The sequence below is a fragment of the Sphingomonas sp. STIS6.2 genome, from assembly GCF_000732685.2.
Taxonomy (GTDB): domain Bacteria; phylum Pseudomonadota; class Alphaproteobacteria; order Sphingomonadales; family Sphingomonadaceae; genus Sphingomonas; species Sphingomonas aerolata.
The window spans coordinates 14,162-31,230 of record NZ_JPDP02000157.1 but is presented as its reverse complement, the minus strand read 5'-3'; the positions used below and the strand labels follow the sequence as shown (position 1 = coordinate 31,230).

General features: G+C 62.8%; 12 protein-coding genes and 1 pseudogene. 9 read left to right on the top strand and 4 right to left on the bottom strand.

Features of this window, described 5'->3' with window-relative positions:
• The first annotated feature begins 51 nt into the window (after positions 1-51).
• Together sphst_RS14945 and sphst_RS21515 are read left to right on the top strand one after the other, a co-directional pair.
• On the top strand, positions 52-273 hold the full coding sequence (locus sphst_RS14945) for a transposase (RefSeq protein WP_159043665.1): 222 nt from the start codon (positions 52-54) through the stop codon (positions 271-273).
• Entirely contained in the window at positions 273-587 is a 315-nt protein-coding gene (locus sphst_RS21515) for an IS3 family transposase (protein WP_159043664.1), read from the top strand. The genes sphst_RS14945 and sphst_RS21515 overlap by 1 nt, the downstream gene beginning before the upstream one ends.
• Here the strand turns inward: sphst_RS21515 and sphst_RS21340 are convergent.
• Positions 569-739: pseudogene (locus tag sphst_RS21340) on the bottom strand (IS3 family transposase); the annotation flags it as partial. The gene sphst_RS21515 and the pseudogene sphst_RS21340 overlap by 19 nt on opposite strands.
• A gap of 76 nt (positions 740-815) precedes the next feature.
• On the opposite strand from sphst_RS21340, the gene sphst_RS14935 reads away from it, so the two are divergent.
• Together sphst_RS14935 and sphst_RS14925 are read left to right on the top strand one after the other, a co-directional pair.
• On the top strand, positions 816-2,528 hold the full coding sequence (locus sphst_RS14935) for a methyl-accepting chemotaxis protein (protein ID WP_031394714.1): 1,713 nt from the start codon (positions 816-818) through the stop codon (positions 2,526-2,528).
• 832 nt (positions 2,529-3,360) lie between these two features.
• Positions 3,361-6,111: a TonB-dependent receptor gene (locus sphst_RS14925; RefSeq protein WP_031394712.1), complete on the top strand. Its 2,751-nt coding sequence runs from the start codon at positions 3,361-3,363 to the stop codon at positions 6,109-6,111.
• A 270-nt stretch (positions 6,112-6,381) separates the two neighbouring features.
• On the opposite strand, the gene sphst_RS20710 is transcribed toward sphst_RS14925, so the two are convergent.
• Positions 6,382-6,708 carry a putative quinol monooxygenase gene (locus sphst_RS20710; RefSeq protein WP_051916439.1) on the bottom strand — a complete coding sequence of 109 codons (327 nt, stop codon included), beginning with the start codon at positions 6,706-6,708 and terminating at the stop codon, positions 6,382-6,384.
• A gap of 181 nt (positions 6,709-6,889) precedes the next feature.
• Here sphst_RS20710 and sphst_RS14915 point away from each other — a divergent pair, with 181 nt between their 5' ends.
• Positions 6,890-7,186, top strand: a complete 297-nt coding sequence (locus tag sphst_RS14915) for a winged helix-turn-helix transcriptional regulator (RefSeq protein ID WP_234387684.1) — start codon at positions 6,890-6,892, stop codon at positions 7,184-7,186.
• A 228-nt stretch (positions 7,187-7,414) separates the two neighbouring features.
• On the opposite strand, the gene sphst_RS14910 is transcribed toward sphst_RS14915, so the two are convergent.
• Positions 7,415-7,795, bottom strand: coding sequence for a hypothetical protein (locus tag sphst_RS14910; protein ID WP_031394709.1), 381 nt, complete (start codon positions 7,793-7,795; stop codon positions 7,415-7,417).
• A gap of 622 nt (positions 7,796-8,417) precedes the next feature.
• Here sphst_RS14910 and sphst_RS14905 point away from each other — a divergent pair.
• Complete coding sequence (locus tag sphst_RS14905; protein WP_031394708.1) at positions 8,418-8,984, top strand: hypothetical protein; 567 nt, start codon at positions 8,418-8,420, stop codon at positions 8,982-8,984.
• Positions 8,985-9,158: 174 nt separating this feature from the next.
• Here the strand turns inward: sphst_RS14905 and sphst_RS14900 are convergent, their stop codons facing one another.
• Entirely contained in the window at positions 9,159-9,929 is a 771-nt protein-coding gene (locus sphst_RS14900) for an SGNH/GDSL hydrolase family protein (protein WP_234387686.1), read from the bottom strand.
• A gap of 206 nt (positions 9,930-10,135) precedes the next feature.
• Here sphst_RS14900 and sphst_RS14895 point away from each other — a divergent pair, with 206 nt between their 5' ends.
• Genes sphst_RS14895 through sphst_RS14885 form a run of 3 tightly spaced genes read left to right on the top strand, consistent with a single transcriptional unit; the run spans position 10,136 to position 16,920 of the window.
• Positions 10,136-12,346: a WD40/YVTN/BNR-like repeat-containing protein gene (locus sphst_RS14895; RefSeq protein ID WP_107045778.1), complete on the top strand. Its 2,211-nt coding sequence runs from the start codon at positions 10,136-10,138 to the stop codon at positions 12,344-12,346.
• Positions 12,347-12,356: 10 nt separating this feature from the next.
• Positions 12,357-13,979 carry a DUF5597 domain-containing protein gene (locus tag sphst_RS14890; protein ID WP_051916427.1) on the top strand — a complete coding sequence of 541 codons (1,623 nt, stop codon included), beginning with the start codon at positions 12,357-12,359 and terminating at the stop codon, positions 13,977-13,979.
• 52 nt (positions 13,980-14,031) lie between these two features.
• Positions 14,032-16,920, top strand: a complete 2,889-nt coding sequence (locus tag sphst_RS14885; RefSeq protein WP_107045771.1) for a glycoside hydrolase family 31 protein — start codon at positions 14,032-14,034, stop codon at positions 16,918-16,920.
• The last annotated feature ends 149 nt before the right edge of the window (positions 16,921-17,069 follow it).

Genomic DNA, 17,069 nt, shown 5'->3' with positions numbered 1-17,069 from the left:
TGGAGACGAGTGATGCGGCGAGGCCGATTTACCGGGGATTAGATCATTGGCGTGCTGCGCGAGTATAAGGCCGGCGTGAAAACTGCCGAGTTGTGCCGGCAGCACGGGATTAGTGATGCGACGTTCTACAACTGGAAGGCGAAATACGGCGGGATGACCGTGTCGGAGACGGCGCGGTTGCGGGCGCTTGAGGACAAGAACCGCCGGCTGAAGGATCTGCTGGGAAAAAACCGATCCGGTCTGCGGAGCGCTACGCTTCAGTGGAGAAGCTGATGGCTGACCACGGTTTCTCCGAGGGGCGTGCCTGCGGGCTGATCGGGGTCAATCGGTCGGCATGGCATTATGAGCCGCTTCGCGGGCAGGACGATGCTGCCCGCGTCCGGATGCGCGAGATCGCGAACGAGCGTCGTCGGTTCGGCTACCGGCGGCTGGCGATCCTGCTCAGGCGCGAGAGGACAGGCATGAACTTGAAAAAGGTGTATCGGTTGTATCGCGAGGAGCGGGTGACGGTGCGCAAGCGTAGCGGCCGCGAGCGCGCGCTTGGGACGCGACCGCCGGTCGCCTTCATCCCCCGGCACGAGCGATAGCGCATTCTCGTGCGATCCGCTTCGACGACAGCATACGCCCGCCGCTCGCTCATCCTCAGCACCGTCCGGAGATGCGCGACTGCTTGCTGCTTCACGGCAGGCGTCATCGCTTTTTTTGACAACAGGTCTTTCAGACCTGCGTTGTTCAGCATCTGTCACACAGAGTTAAGATGCGCGCCGTAGCGGCCGCCTATGACAAATCGAACGTTAAGACTCTGGTCGCGGAGCATGGTCGCACGGCTGATGGTACCCGTCGCCATCATGCTGGGGCTGGTGTGCCTACTGGGCCTGATCGGGCACGGTACCAGAGAGCGTGTTCAGACGGCGCGCAATGCGGCGAATGCCGGCCAGACCGTTCGGATCAACCTGATCGAGGTGCGGTCGATCAGCCGCTCTTTGCAGCGTGACGCGCTGAACCTGCTGCTCGAACGCGATCCCCGCGCACTTGCGATTATCCATGGGAAATTTGCGAAACGGTCCATCCAGATGCGGACGCAGCTTGCCCAGCTGGTGCGAAACCCCATCGCGGGGTTGAGTGCACGGAGCCCATATATCGCCAGTCAGATTATCGTATTACGTCAGTTGGCGATCATGGCTGACAACGCCACGAGGAATCGCCAGGATCGGGCTTGGACCGTCTTTCGCAATGACGTCCGTCCCAACGAACGGATGGCATCCAAGATCGCCGATACCCTCATCGCGTCCCAGGAAGACGAAGTCGAGCGTCTGTTCCGCAACGCCCATGATCTGGAGCGGCAAGAGGTCGCAATCAGTGTCGCGGCAGGCATCATCCTGTTCGCACTGTCCGCATACGGCACGGTGGTGATCGTCCAACGGACCATTGTCCGCCCGTTGCTGGACATCGAACACGCATTGGCGGTGATCGCCGGCGGGAATGCAGAAGGTCGCACGCCGCATGCAGAACGAACCGATGAGATCGGTCGGATGTCACGCGCGATCGAAGTCTTTCGGGCCTCGGTCGTGGAGCGCGGACGGTTGGAAGCCGATAATGGCCGGCAGCGGTTGGCAGAGGTTCACCGCGAACGTCAGATCGAAGATGCGCGGCGCACGGCACAGACAGCCGAGGCGGAACGTGACCGCATCGTCCGACAGGCCGCAACCACGTTGGAAGGCGAGATAGCGAACGTGCTTGCCGAGCTTCGCGGAGCAGCCGGACAATTGTCCACGACATCGGGCGAACTCGAGGATCATTCGACCGACGCGACCCGCGAGCTTGGTAGTGTCGGCGTAGCCGTCAGGCGAGCGATCGACGGCGCGACGGATATTGCCGCGGCAACGACCCAGTTTATGGGCGCGATCCGTCAGTCCAGCCAGAGTACACGTCTGTCTGCCGATCTCAGCGCAGAGGTTGCGGACTGCGCGGCTCAGCTCGCACAGGATATGACGGACGTCCAGAATGACGCCCGCGCAATTGGTGCAATCGTCGGAGTCATCAGGACCATTGCTGCACGAACCAAGCTCCTCGCGTTGAACGCCGCCATGGAGGCGGCCCGTGTCGGCGAGGCAGGAAAGGGGTTTGCCGTCGTTGCCGACGCCGTGAAATCTCTGGCCGCGCAGACCGCGGAAGCGACGGGTGAGATTGCGGAGCAGATAGCTGGCATGCAACGCGGCACCGGGGCAGCCTATGCCGGCCTGTTGCACATTCGCGCGATGGTCGAGGATATGGCTCGCGGCACCGATGATCTCGCGTCGAGCATTGGCGAACAGGCGCAGAGCGGCCAGGCCATCAGCCGGAACGTGGATGGAACTGCTACAGACCTCGACCTGATCGGGCGTCTGGTGACGCATGTATCCGTCGCGACGCAAAGCACGACGGGGATGGCAGCCAAGGTCCGCATGGACTCACGGTTGGTCGAAAACGGGGCATCGTCAATCGATGCCGCCCTGTTGCGCTTCTTCGAGACGCTGCACGCAACGTGAGGCTACGCGTCGTCGATCCGGAGCATCGCACGGGCGCGGTTCAGCGTAGACCGCTGCCCTCCAACGCGAGGACCGCGGCCCGCATTGCTACGATGCGATCGGCAGCTGTGGGCGAAAGCTCGCCCCAAGAGAATGCCGAACGGTCACGCGCGCCTTCGCGCCACATCCGCGCAGCGACATTGTCCAGGTCCGCTGCGGTCGGGGACCGGCCCGTCGACATGCAATCGACGATTTGATGGGGAACGAGCGAGGTAGCGCTGGACATCGGGAATACCCTCTACTGCAAGCGCTGTCCCTAGCTGCGTTTGATGGCACCAGAATGACAGGCGCGGTGTTTTCAAACACCTAGTGGTATGGAAATGCTTTCCGGAGCCTCGGGCCCTGTCGCGAAAATCACGTCCAGCCATCGGCCGTGCTGATCCGAATATATGCCACAGCCATCGTCGTGACGATCAAGTCATGCCGCATCGTAACATGCACGTCACAAGTTTACCGCATTCAGCCTGGAGCTAGATGCGGTAACTGGGGGCGCGATGTTTTAGATCTTGGCTAATTGCTGGCGTTCGTCATTTTGACAAGCCGATGTAAGCGATAAACTCGGGCGACGCGTACGCTTGCTGCTGCAACGCGACGGCATGAAGAATTGTCTGGTCTGCCCGATCAATAGTCGTCGCGTGCGCTAAAGCCAACGTATCACCGCAGGCGGACTGCCGTTCCATTAAATGAAATCTGTCATGATCTCGAACGGAACACGTTCGGGGCGCGACGTCGCACGTCCAGCGATCACCTCGCGAGGTGTCACTGGCATATCAGCACCGGGGGAAACCGAACAATGATCCGTAGTTTGAAGCATGTCGACCGCATGGCGTCCCTGCTCCTGGGAGCCGCGACCGCAGCACTGTCCGTGGCACCGGCCGCTGCCCAAACCGTAGCGGCGCCCGTCAGTCAGGAGGCCGATACGGGCGACGAGATCCTCGTCTCGGGGTATCGCCGCAGCCTCGAAGAAGCGATCGACATGAAGCGCAACACGATCGGCTTTTCGGACTCGATCATCGCCACCGATATCGCCGACTTCCCCGAGCAGAATCTCTCCGAAGCGCTGCAGCGCGTGCCCGGCGTGACGATCGAACGCGAACGCGGCCTCGGCACGCGCGTCAACGTCCGCGGCCTGCCGAGCGAATTCACCTTCGTGTCCATCAACAAGCTGGCGACCGCCTCGGGCTCGGGCGGCCGCGACGTCGAGTTCGACATCTTCGCGTCCGAACTGATCCAGTCGGTCACCGTGCAGAAGTCGCCGGTGGCGGCGGACGAGGAGGGCGGCATCGCCGGCTCCGTGCTGATCCGAACCGCGCGGCCGTTCGACAACCCCGGGCTTCGCGTGGTCGGCAGCGTTGATGGCGCGTATAATTCGATCTCCGAAAAGATCGATCCCAACTTCTCGTTTCTCGCCAGCAAGACCTTTGGCGACTTCGGCGTGCTGGTTTCGGTCGCCAAGCAGCAGCGCACCAATCGCACCGATTCCAACTCGGGTATCAACTTCCGCCCTATCGCGCGCTGGACCGATCGTACCGGCACCGTCTACCGCAACCAGGCGATCGCCGTGCTGCAGCGCGACGCCGGCATTGCTTTCACGAACGCTGACAAGAACAGAATCGTCTTCCTCGATAAGGTCGGCGACCGCGTCTATCAGAACGATCAGGACCGCCTCGGGCTGTCGGGCTCGGTGCAGTACAAGCCGAGCGATGATTTCAGCCTGGCGTTCGACGCCTTTCTCGGATCATACGACACGACCGAGGACGAATATGACGCTGCCGGCTATTCGGCATCGAGCAATTCGACGCTCGAGACGATCCACGAATTTGATGCCAAGACGCTCGCGGATAGCGGCATCGTCGTGCTGCGCGACGTCTCCTACACCAACACGCAGCATGAATTCCTGAGCAAGGAATATATCAACGATACCGACTATCGGCAGTTCGGCGGGGAGATGAACTGGACGACGGGCAACTGGAAGATCAATGCACTGGGTGGCTATTCCGGCGCCAGGAAGACGCTCGACTATGCCAATCTGAAGCACGTCGCCTATGCGCCCTCGCGCACGCGCTATACCGAGAATGGCGGCGAAACGATCCCGAGCGGCAATCCGAAGACGATCGACATGTACGATGCGCCGAATTCGTATCTGTTCGAAGCCTATGAGACCACGCGCGAACAGATCAAGGACGACAAATACGCCGCTCAGATCGATCTGAGCTACCAGTTCGAATCGTCGGTGCTCAAGCGCTTCAATTTTGGTGGTCGCTACACCGACAAGACCAACGAGCGTCAATATGGCGAGGAGAAGATCCAGGGTCCGACCCGCGGCAGCACCGCCTATGTCAACACCCGCAAGCTGGGCGACAGCCCGCTCGAGACCGTCACCGACATCGTTGGCGGGAGAAACTACCAGGCACGCGACCTGAGCTGGGCGCAGGTCTCGAACGCCTATGCGCGCGACTTCTTCCGGCCCGACGGGTTCGTCACGCCGTTCAGCGATGCGAACTATTACAAGGTCAAGGAAGAGACGATCGCCGGCTATGCGATGGTCGATTTCGAGTTCGACGTGGCCGTGCCGCTGTTCGTCAATCTGGGTGGCCGCTATCTGCGCACCACGATCAATTCGGAAGGGTTCCAGCAGGTCCAGAACCCGAGCGGCTCGATCGGCCTGACCCCCGCGCCGGTGTCAAGCGACGGCAAATATGAGAAATTCCTGCCCTCGTTCAACGCGCATGCCGAGCTGACCGACAGCCTGTTCCTGCGCGCTGCTGCGTCAAAGACGCTGATCCGCCCGGCGTTGACCGATCTCGCGTATAAGCGGATCGCGAGCATCGGCAATTTCCGGTACACCGACGGCAATCCTGGCCTGAAGCCTACGCTTGCCGATCAGTGGGAAGTCGGCCTCGAGCAATATCTCCCGCGCGGCGGTATTCTGGCAGCGTCCTATTTCTGGAAGAAGATCAAGGGTGTGGTGCAGAGCCAGTTGACCGGTGAGGTACCCGGCGTGACGGTCTACAATGCCAACGGCACGGTCAACGGCGTCTATGACTTCGACGTCTACCAGCCCGTCAACGCCAAGGGCGCGTACAAGGTCAGCGGCGTCGAGGTGAACGCAGTGATCCCGTTCGGCATGGTCGCGGACTGGGCGGACGGCTTCGGCGTCAACGCCAACGCCACCTTCCTCGACAGTTCGCTGACGGGGCAGTCCGACCTCGGCATCGATACCTCGCCGATCGGCCTTGCCGACAAGACCTACAATGCCACGGTCTTCTACGACAAGGGACCGCTGTCGCTGCGCGTCTCGTACAACCGCAAGGGTGCCTATGTGGAGCGGATCGAGCGAAACATGTATCCGGTCTACCGCGATGCCTATGGCCAGTTCGACGTCGCCGCCAGCTATCAAGTGACGCGCAACGTCCGTGTCGAGCTGCAGGGCATCAACGTCGGCAATGCGAAGACCACCGGCTATACGATGGATAAGTCCTTCCCAGCGATCTACGAATCCTCGGGCAGCCGCATCAGCCTAGGCGTTCGCGGGCAGTTCTGATCCTCGGCAGGCCTCGCCGTGGGGGCGGGGCCTGCCGCGTAATCTTGCGGAGAATCCCCAAGTCTCGCGTAGCGCCCTTGCCGCTCTCGCTCGACGCCAGCAACAGGACGGCACTCGCGACAAGTTCAAGCCGCCCCAGGCGCCGGAGTGGAACGCCTGTGATCAGCTCTTCGTCAGCTCCCGGCGTTGCGTCAAAATAGTACCGAATAAGACGTGTTTCAGTGCCTCCCGGACGAGACGACGTTCACGCGGATGCCGCGTTCTTTCCGGTCAGGACGGCATATCAAGCGCCGCTCTGCCCGAAATCGAATAGGCGTCCGCCTGACGGTCGATGATGCCGAGTTTCCCGGCTTCTTCGAATACCGCTTTGAAATCGGGCGTGGAGAGGTGCGCGTTCAACGCCGCCTGATCTCGCCAGGCTTCAATCAGGCGGAACGAGCCGGCCGAACCTACTTCCTCCGTAACGTCGAGAAATACACAGCCGTCCCGCAGTCTGGCTGCGCTCCCCATGCGCGAAGCGATATCCCGGAACGCCTCCACGTCGCTGAGCTGAATGCGATATGTTGCATAGATCAGGATGGTCGGGGTGTCAGTCATGTCCAAGCTCCATCGTGGCGACGGATAAGATGATCGATCCCGTCGCGCACGTTTCCGGGATATGGACTGGCACTGGTGCTGAGGGTAGAACCTACCTAAAGGTAAGTGCCAAAGGGGCTCGATGAGCGTTCCCCGATCTGACCCTGCAAGTGACTGTGGCCTCGATGTCGCGCTGGCCGTCATGGGCGGCAAATGGAAGCCGCTGATCCTGTATCATCTCCGCTCGGGTCCGAGGCGGTTCGGCGATCTCAAGCGGGCGGTTGCCGGCATCAGCGAAAAGGTGCTGATCCAGCAATTGCGTGAACTCGCTTCGGCAGGCGTAGTGGTTCGTCACGATTATGGCGAAGTGCCGCCCAAGGTCGATTACACCGTCACGCCATTCGGCATGACGCTGATCGAGGCTCTGCTGCCCTTGTGCGAGTGGGGCGTAAGGAACCGCACCCGCGCTTCGGCCAGCATGACTTCGAGGGCAAGCTAGAGAGCCGCTAGATTGCGCCTCGTTGCTAAGGCTTTCTCAATGTTTATCTTTATTGAAGCGGCAGCGCCGCGATGTCGGCTATTGCCGCCCGCCGTCCCGAAAACCGCCGTTCCACTTTCCTACCTCGGCGAACATCAGACTAACGTGCAGAAAGGCGACGCTGCTGATGGCCTGAAACGTTTGCGGTCAGGCGCCCGGCGACGATCCTGGTAGCTGTCGTTTGAGATGCTATTCTCCTGGCGCGTACAAGAGGCCCTCGTGCCAAATCGCAGCTAAGGTTGCTGTGTGCAGCAGCGCGATGGCGAGGTTGCTCTTTACCACCGGATTGCGCCAACCGACCGCCGGTATGGTCATCAGCTTGTAGGCGATCTGCATCGGAAACAAGACGCCGGCGATGGCGATCGACAACGTCGTATTGCCCGAAGCCTGGCCGATCAGCGCGACGGCGCTGGCCATTGCGATGGTCGCGTAAAGGCATGCAAGGATACGTCGTGCAGCACTGTCGACGCCGTAGCACGCCGTCATCGCCGGCACGTCGCGCGCGATCAACACTGGAATGACCGTCACAACGATAACATTCACGAGATGAGATAGGGTCAACAAGACCATGGCTTCATCCGATCAAATGCTGGCACATGGTGAATATATGCATCCGATGCGTACCGGTCCAGCGAGGGCGCGGCTTATGGACCCGACAACAGACACGCCTGATCGGAATTGATCAACGAGGCGCTAAATCCGATCTATAAAATATTTTTGCGAGTTGGCTAAGCTGCGAGTTCGTTAAGTATCTATAGGCCGATGCTTTTCAATCAACGATATCCCGGTTTAGCGTCCTTAGTCCGTAAGGTAGTCAGAAAAGCAGAAGGCATACAAAGTGACCAATTCTTGCTTTTACCGCCGTCAGACGAGCTCATTTAAACCGGACATTGCCGACGCAAGAAACGCGAGATAGATTCTAGCCAAGTGGACATTGTTCCCTTGAAATATTGCGGCTCTGAGCATCCAGGCTTTCCGCTGCGGGCCTTCCGGGTGCGCTTCGGATTACCGGACCAGTCGGGAAGCTCTCCCGCCGTATGAGGCGGAACGGGGGCGGCTGGGGGGCAACTGACTCAAAGGATATAGATTGTTGGTGCGAACTTCCTAACTTAAGTCTACGAAAGCTACCATCAACGGCGTCCCGTTGGCTGAGAGACGCTGGAGTGCTCCCGCTTATCTGGGGGAGTGACCAATGTTCCGTTTCGATCTGGAGCCTGCGATACCGCTTCTGACGGTCATCCAGAAAGGCGTTTGGACAGCCGCGACGGTGGCGACGTTTGAGCCGGCATTTCGGCAAGAGCTGAAACGGCTTCTGGTCTCGGGGCGGCCGACATCGCTGATTATCGAAATCAGAGCCACGGTGCCCAGGGATCTGCTTGTCACCAAGGCGCTGCGCGCAATGGTTGCGCGACTTGGACATCTCAACGCGGATAGAACCGCCGTGGTGTCGTCGTTGAAATTTGCAGATTTGCAAGCCGGACGCATTCCCGACCCAAATACACGGATTTTTACGTCGATCGTTCAGGCAAGGGATTGGGTGACGAACAAGCCCGGAGAAAGCCTCAGTATGACGTCAGGCAACGAGCCGAGCGATGCTAGCCCAGAAGGGTCTGTGGTCCATGTACGCGGCCCTGCAGACGTGGACTTTGTGCTTACCCCAGCCGCCGCGCTCGAAACGGCTAGGCGTATCAGCGATGCAGCGGTGGAAGTGCTTCTCGAAACCGCGAGCGCGACGGCTCAGCGCGTCATTCCGATGTAAGCAGTTCCAAAGCCCGGACGCCTGATTTGGTGCCAGCATTGGAGTGAGGCTGAGGATGGAGAGCCTCTGCAACGCATCATTGCTTGATCATGACACGCGCACTTGGCCGGCCTGAGGTTCGCCACGGTGAACCTCAGGCCGGGTTGTGTGCGCTGGGACCGGAAATTCGGAATGTCACCTGCCGAGCGCTTTGGCGATCGCCGCGGTCGCGAGGGGGCGCATGACGGCATAGCCCTGCGGGGTCGGGTGGACGCCGTCGGTTGCGTAGCCGGGCTTCATCGCCCCCGCCGGCGTCGAAAGTGCGGCGTGGTAATCGACATAGGTGAAGCCATTGGCTTTGGCAAAGCCGCGCAGCCAGTCGTTGAGCGCGGCGATCTGCGGGACCGGGCGTTTGTCGGGGCTCCAGGGAAAGGCGGCGGCGGGGGGAACCGAGGCGAGGATCACCTTGATCCCGTGCGCGCGCGCGAGTTCGGCCATGCTCCGGATATTGCCTTCGACCGTCTCGATCGTTGCGGCGCCGGTGTTGCCGGCGATGTCGTTGGTGCCGGCCATGATGTGGACTGCCCGCGGTTTGAGCGCGATGACATCGCTGCGAAACCGGACGAGCATCTGCGGGGTCGTCTGCCCGCTGATCCCGCGATCGACCACGCCGTTCGAGAACAATGCCGCGTCGGCATGGATCCAGTTGTCGGTGATCGAATCGCCCATGAACACGACGCGGACCGTCTCGCCGGCGAGCGCGCGATTATCCGCCGCGTAACGGCACAGCTGGCCAAAATCGCGGGTCAACATATGCCGTTTCCATGTTGCCCAGCCGGCTGCATCGGCCGGTGCCGGATGCTGCGGGCAGGGGTCGGCGACGATACCCACCGGATCGCTGGCATAGGGCGTGTCTGCGTCACTCGTCTGCGCGGCGACGGTGATTGGCAACACACCAAGTATCATTGGCAAGAGCCAGTGTTTCATCGCCATGCGGTGGATCCTTTCCTGTGTCCTACGTCGCCCTCGACCGGCGCAATTATATAATTACCGCAAATTATCATACAAACCTTGTTACCGCTATCGGATCAGGCAATACAGCGGCGCTACGCGACCGGAGCTTATCGGTTGCGAGGCTAGAGGGGACGGGACTGGTGGGGAAGAGGGTGGTCTTGACGAGCGCGATCGCGTTGCTCGCCCTGTCGGCGCATCCCCGTCCCGCAGCGTCGCACGCCGAGGTTTCTCCGGCTCGCGCGCCCTATGCGTGGCGCAACGTCCGGGTCGGTGGCGGCGGCTTCGCGCCCGGCATCATCTTCAGCACCGTCGAGCGTGGGCTCGCCTATCTGCGTACCGACATGGGCGGAGCCTATCGCTGGGACGCGGCCGCGCGTGCCTGGCTGCCGTTGCAGGACGGCAATGCCGTCAGCAGCTATATGGGGATCGAAAGCATTGCCGCGGATCCGGTCGATGCGGATATCGTGTATCTCGCGGCGGGCATGTCGGCGCGTGGCGAAGCGGGGATCTGGCGATCGGACGACCGTGGCGCGCGGTGGCGGATCACGCCGGTACCGTTTGCGATGGGCGGCAACGAGGATGGCCGCGGCCTTGGCGAGCGGCTTGCGATCGACCCGCATCACCCGGCGACGCTGATGTTCGGGTCACGCCATGACGGCCTTTGGCGAAGCGACGATTCGGCTGCGCATTGGCGAAAGGTCGACAGCTTTCCGTTTGGGGGGCTCGGCAAACCGGTACAGCCCCGTGCAACGCATGGCGGGCTGAGCTTTGTCCTGTTCGATCGCGCGCATCGCGGGCGGATCTTCGTTGGCCAGGCGGACCCGGGCGCGCATCTGTTCCGGTCCGATGACGGTGGTGCGTCGTGGCGCAGCGTGTCCGGAGGGCCGGACGACAGCATGCGCGCGGTGAAGGCCGTGCTCGGCGCGGACGGCGTCCTGACGATGACCGTCTCCAACGCGATCGGGCCGAACGGGATCACGCGAGGCGGTGTCTGGCGATATGATCCCGCGATCAATGCGTGGACGGACGTGACGCCGGACAGGCGCCCGGATGCACCGCCGGGGGGCTATATGGGCGTGGCGGTGTCGGCGCAGGATCCGCGCGTCATCGCCGTCAGTACCGTCAATCGCTATCGCCCCGTCGACACCGTGTGGCGATCGAGCGACGCGGGCGCACATTGGGACCAGCTCTACCAGCGCAGCACCCGCGACGTCACGCAGACCCCGTTCCTTGCGTTCGACGGCCCGGCGGATTTCGGGCACTGGATCGCCGGGCTTGCGATCGATCCGTTCGACCCGGACCACGCCGCTTATGTGACCGGCGCGACGCTGTACGACACACGCGCTTTCAACCGACCTGGTGCCATGCAGTGGAAGCCCTGGACACGGGGTATCGAGCAGACCGCGATCATCACGCTGATCAGCCCGACGGGGGACGCACCGCTGATCTCGGGGTTCGGCGATATTGCGGGATTTCGCCACGACGATCTGACGGTTTCACCGCCCAACAGCCACCGTAACCCCTATCTGACCAACACGAACACGCTCGATTATGCGGGACTGGCGCCGGCGGTGGTCGTCCGCAGTGGCAGCAGTCATAGTCGCGAGGTCGCGAGCGCGAGCCTGGCCTGGTCGCAGGATGGGGCCCGGAGCTGGCAACCGCTCGTCACGCCGGGCAGGGGCGCGTCCGAACGGACCGGCGATGCGCCGATCATCGTCTCGGCAGACGGTGCGGCGTTTATCGTCGAGACCGAACAGCCAGTCCTGACCCGCGATCGCGGGCAGACCTGGGTCCGGATCCAAGGTCTTCCGGCGAGGCTGCGGCCGGTCGCCGACAAGGTCGACCCATCCCGGTTCTACGTCGTCGACACGCTGAACAACCGCGTGTTGCGCAGCACGGACGGCGGCGCGCATTTCACGCCCGTCGCTGCACAGGGCCTCCCCGCTGACCTTTCGACGGCGCAGGGCCGCAACCGGGAGGCGCAGAGTCCGCTGCTCGCGACGCCGGGCACGGCGGGCCTGCTGTGGCTCAATCTCGGCGGCGACCTGTATCGCTCGGTCGATGGCGGCGTGCATTGGGCGCGGGTCGGGGCAGGGTTGCGCGTCGCGCAATTCGGTCTGGGCAAGGCGGCGCCCGGCGCCGGCTGGCCGGCACTCTATGCGATCGGCCGGATTGCCGGACAGGATGCGGTGTGGCGATCGATTGATGGGGCGATGACGTGGCATCGGATCAACGACGACCGGCATCAATGGGGACTGCGCTTCCGCGTGATCAGCGGCGATCCGCGGATCTTTGGCCGCGTCTATATCGGCACCGACGGCCGCGGCGTCGTCTATGGCGATCCGGTCGCCCGGAACAAGAAGAGCTGAGGGGATGACGATGAAACGACAAGCTCTGCTGTTTGCGTGGACGCTGTCCGCGCTGGTGACCGCCGCACACGCGCAACCGGCGACGCCGGTGCCGCACGTCGAGACGAAGGACGGACGTCATGCGCTGATCGTCGACGGCGCGCCCTTCCTGATGCTCGGCGCGCAGGTCAATAACTCGAGCAACTATGCCTCCGCGTTGCCGAAGGTCTGGCCGATGCTCGAGCGGATCCATGCGAACACCGTCGAGGTCCCCGTTGCCTGGCAACAGATCGAACCGGTCGAGGGGCAGTTCGATTTCTCGTTCGTCCAGACGCTGCTCGATGAGGCGCGCACGCATGACAGGCGCGTCGTCCTGCTCTGGTTCGGAACGTGGAAGAACACCGCGCCGGGGTACACGCCCGACTGGGTCAAGCTCGACAATCGCCGCTTTCCCCGGATGAAGGACAAGGCGGGGCAGGATCATTCCGTCCATACGCCGCTCGCCCGGTCGACGCTCGAGGCCGACAAGCGCGCCTTTGTACGCCTGATCGGTTATCTCAAGGAGCATGATCCGCAGAACACGGTCATCCTCGTCCAGCCCGAAAACGAGGTTGGCAGCTACCGCGTCCCGCGCGACTATAGCCCGGCGGCGGACGCGCTGTTCGCGAAGCCCGTGCCCGCGGCGCTGACGCGCAAGCTCGGCAAGCCCGCCGGAAGCTGGACCGCGCTGTTCGGCGCGCAGGCCGACCGTGCGTTCAACACCTGGCACACCGCACGATATGTCAACGAGATCGCTGCCGCGGGCAAGGCGGTCAAGCCGATCCCGATGTACGTCAACGCGTCGCTGGCCGGACCATCCAACGTGCCCGATCCGACCGGCGTTGCCAGTGGCGGGCCGCAGCAGGACGTGCTCGATATCTGGAAGGCGGCAGCGCCGTCGATCGATTTCGCCGCGCCAGACATCTATGACCGTGCGAGCGAGAACGTCGCGCAATATCTCGATAAATATGCGCGGGCCGACAATGCGCTGATGGTCCCGGAAATCGGCAATGCGCGTGAATTCGCGCGCTATTTCTACGGTGCGCTGGGTCGTGGCGCGATCGGCTACGCGCCGTTCGGGATGGATGATACCGGCTACGTCAACTATCCGCTCGGCGCGCGGTCTCTCGACGAGGCGACGCTCGATGCGATCGCCAAGCCCTATGCCCTGTTTGCCGGCATGGCGCGCGAGTGGGCGAAGATCGCGTTCGAGCGTCCGACCTGGGGCGTCTTCAAACCCGACGACAATACGCCCCGGTCGACCGTGATGGGCGAATGGACGATCGCTGCGACCTGGGGCGAATGGCAGTTCGGTCAGAAGGACTGGACCTGGATCAAGACCGAGCCCGCGCCATGGGGCAACGAGCCCGTCGGCGGCGCGGCGATCGCGCACCTGTCCGCCAATGTCTTCCTGGTCGCGGGCGACCATGTCCGTCTCAACTTCGGCGCGCGATCGGGGGGGCCTGCAAACGGCCTCATCCTGCGCGTGGAGGAGGGGCATTTTCGGGACGGTGTCTGGGTGCGCGACCGGATCTGGAACGGCGATCAGACCGATTACGGGATTAACCTGATCGAGCCCGTGCTGCTTCGCGTCACGATGGGCGCATATCGCTGAAACATTACCGATCGACGCGCCGCGGGCTGCGTCGGCACTGTTGGAGAGTAAGATGACCAAGCCATTCCTGACCCTGTTGCTGGCGAGCAGCGCGATCGCCTCCGCGCACGCCGCTGCACCCGGCGGGTACGAGAAGATCGACGGCGGCGTCGCCGTGACCCCCGCAGGTGGCGCGACCGCGCGCGTAGAGGTCACGGTTCACGGCGACGGGATCATCCACGTCGTCGCCGCCCCGACGAGTTCGATCGGCGTGACCCGCACCACGAGCCTGATGGTGCCGAGCCCCCCAAAGGCGGGCGCGTATACGGTGACGGAGCGGGCAGGGCATGTCCTCATCAAGACGGCGCGGGATACGGCGGACGTCGACCTCGCGACCGGGCATGTCCGGTTCCTCGACGCTGCCGGCAAGACGGTGCTCGACGAGGCCAATACACGCCGCTTCCTGCCGAAGACGGTCGACGGACGGCAATATGTCACGGCGTCGCAGCAGTTCAACCGCGGCACCAGCGAGGCCTTTTACGGGCTTGGCCAGCACCAGAATGCGCAGATGGATTATAACGGCGAGGACGTCGAACTCGCGCAGCACAACATGGACATCGCCGTCCCCTTCCTGGTTTCGACCGGCAAGTACGGCATCCTGTGGGACAATGACGGGATCACCCGGTTCGGCAATCCCGAGCCCTATGACCTGGTCGGCGCGGGAACCGACACGGGCCTGCGCGTGACGAGCAACGGCAAGCCGGGCTTCACCGCCAACTATTATCTCGACGGCAAGCTGGCGGTCACGCGCCAGGAAGCCACGATCAACTATCAGTATATCAAGGACCAAGCGAACTGGCCCGAGGCGGCCAAGGCGCGCACGGTGGCGGCGACCGGCGGCCAGAATACGGCGGGCAACGCGGCCCAGACGCAGCGGGTCGTATGGACCGGCCGCGTGACGCCCGACCAGACGGGTGATCATAAATTCCAGCTCTATGGCTCGAGCTATTTCAAGGTGTTCGTCGACGGGCGCGAAGTGCTCAACCGCTGGCGGCAGAACTGGAATCCCTGGTACGCCAATTTCGACCTGCCGATGACCAAGGGCAAGGCCGCGGAGATCCGTATCGAATGGGATCCGAACGCCGGATACATCGCGCTGCTGCACAATGATCCGCTGCCCCAGGCCGACCGCCACTCGGCATGGTTCACCAGCGACGTCGCACGGTCGGTCAATTACTGGTACGTGCCCGGCAGCGACATGGACGATGTGATTGCGGGCTATCGCAAGCTGACCGGCAAGGCCGTCATGATGCCCAAATGGGCCTATGGCTTCTGGCAGTCGCGCCAGCGCTACAACACGCAGGACGAGGTCGTCGACGTGGTCCGCAAGTATCGCGACCTCCGCATCCCGCTCGACAACATCGTCCAGGACTGGTTCTACTGGCCCGAAAACGCCTGGGGCAGCCACCAGTTCGACAAGACGCGCTTTCCGGAGCCGCAGAAGATGGTCGACCAGCTCCACGATCTGAACGCGAACTTCATGATCTCCGTCTGGCCGAAATTCTACCCGACCACCGACAACTACAAGGAGCTGGCGGCCAAGGGTTTCGTCTATGACGGCAATCTGAAGATGGCGAACAAGGACTGGGTCGGGCCCGGCTATGCCAATACCGACTATGATCCCTATGCGCCCGAGGCGCGGACGATCTTCTGGCGGCAGATGCGCGACAGCCTCGCCAAGTTCGGGGTCGACGCCTGGTGGCTCGATGCGTCGGAGCCGGACATCCATTCGAACCTGTCGATCCCCGAGCGGATCGCGGCGATGGGGCCGACCGCGCGCGGGCCGGCGGAGGAATTCTTCAACAGCTTTCCGCTGGTCCATGTCGGCGCGGTCTATGACGGCTGGCGCCAGTACAAGCCCGATGTCCGGCCTTTCATCCTGACCCGTTCGGGCTTTGGCGGACTGCAGCGCGAGGGGGCCGCGATCTGGTCGGGCGATGTCGCCAGCCGCTGGTATGACCTGCGCGCGCAGGTGTCCGCCGGCGTCAATGCGTCGATGTCCGGCATCCCGAACTGGACCCACGACATCGGCGGCTTCGCGCTCGAGGATCGCTATGCGAGCAAGACGCCCAAGCCGGCCGATCTCGACGAGTGGCGCGAACTCAACCTGCGCTGGTTCCAGTTCGGCGCGTTCAGCCCGTTGTTCCGCAGCCATGGCGAGAGCCCGTATCGCGAGATTTACGAGATCGCGCCCGAAGGCACGCCGATGCGCGCCTCGATGCTCTGGTATGATCAGCTGCGCTATCGTCTGATGCCCTATATCTACACGCTCGCTGCGGAGACGTGGTTCAAGGACGGCAGCATCATGCGGGGCATGGTGATGGATTATCCGGAGGACGTTCAGGCGCGCCGGATCAACGACCAGTATATGTTCGGCCATGCGTTCCTGGTCGCGCCGGTCACCGACTACAAGGCACGCTCGCGATCGGTGTATCTGCCGGGCGCGGCGACGCTCTGGTATGATTTTCAATCCGGCCAGACGTATCGCGGGGGCCAGACGATTGACGCGCCTGCGCTCTACACACGCATGCCGCTGTTCGTGAAGGCGGGGGCGATCGTGCCGATGGGGCCTGTCCGCCAGCATGTCGATGACCTGCCCGACGCACCCGTGACGGTGACGGTCTATACCGGCGCCAACGGGCAGTTCAGCCTGTACGAGGATGACGGTCGCAGCGAGCAATATCGCGGCGGTGCGTTTGCCCGCATTCCGATGCGGTATGACGATGCAACCGGCACGCTGTCGCTCGGTGCGCGCGAGGGCAAGGGCTTCAAGGGCATGTCGGAGTCCCGCACGATCAATGTGCGCTGGATCACGCCCGGCAAGCCGGTGACCGACGCCGATACCGCCGATGCGACGGTGACCTATGCGGGCAAGGCGATCACGGTGCAGCGCCCGCGTTGATGGCCGCGCGAGGGGGCACGGACGCGAAATCCCTTCGGGGCTGAACAGTCGCGGCGGACATCTGGACGCCGCGACGAATGCCGGGCTAGATCGGGCGAAACGAGACTAGGCGGGACGGCATGCGCCGCCCGTCTAGAGACGGCATGTAG

Coding starts and splice junctions, on each gene's coding strand:
- sphst_RS21515 (WP_159043664.1), top strand. CDS start 273: ATGGCTGACCACGGTTTCTCCGAGGGGCGTGCCTGCGGGCTGATCGGG.
- sphst_RS14915 (WP_234387684.1), top strand. CDS start 6,890: ATGGGCGGCAAATGGAAGCCGCTGATCCTGTATCATCTCCGCTCGGGT.
- sphst_RS14885 (WP_107045771.1), top strand. CDS start 14,032: ATGACCAAGCCATTCCTGACCCTGTTGCTGGCGAGCAGCGCGATCGCC.
- sphst_RS14905 (WP_031394708.1), top strand. CDS start 8,418: ATGTTCCGTTTCGATCTGGAGCCTGCGATACCGCTTCTGACGGTCATC.
- sphst_RS14890 (WP_051916427.1), top strand. CDS start 12,357: ATGAAACGACAAGCTCTGCTGTTTGCGTGGACGCTGTCCGCGCTGGTG.
- sphst_RS20710 (WP_051916439.1), bottom strand. CDS start 6,708: ATGACTGACACCCCGACCATCCTGATCTATGCAACATATCGCATTCAG.
- sphst_RS14910 (WP_031394709.1), bottom strand. CDS start 7,795: ATGGTCTTGTTGACCCTATCTCATCTCGTGAATGTTATCGTTGTGACG.
- sphst_RS14935 (WP_031394714.1), top strand. CDS start 816: ATGGTCGCACGGCTGATGGTACCCGTCGCCATCATGCTGGGGCTGGTG.
- sphst_RS14925 (WP_031394712.1), top strand. CDS start 3,361: ATGATCCGTAGTTTGAAGCATGTCGACCGCATGGCGTCCCTGCTCCTG.
- sphst_RS14900 (WP_234387686.1), bottom strand. CDS start 9,929: ATGATACTTGGTGTGTTGCCAATCACCGTCGCCGCGCAGACGAGTGAC.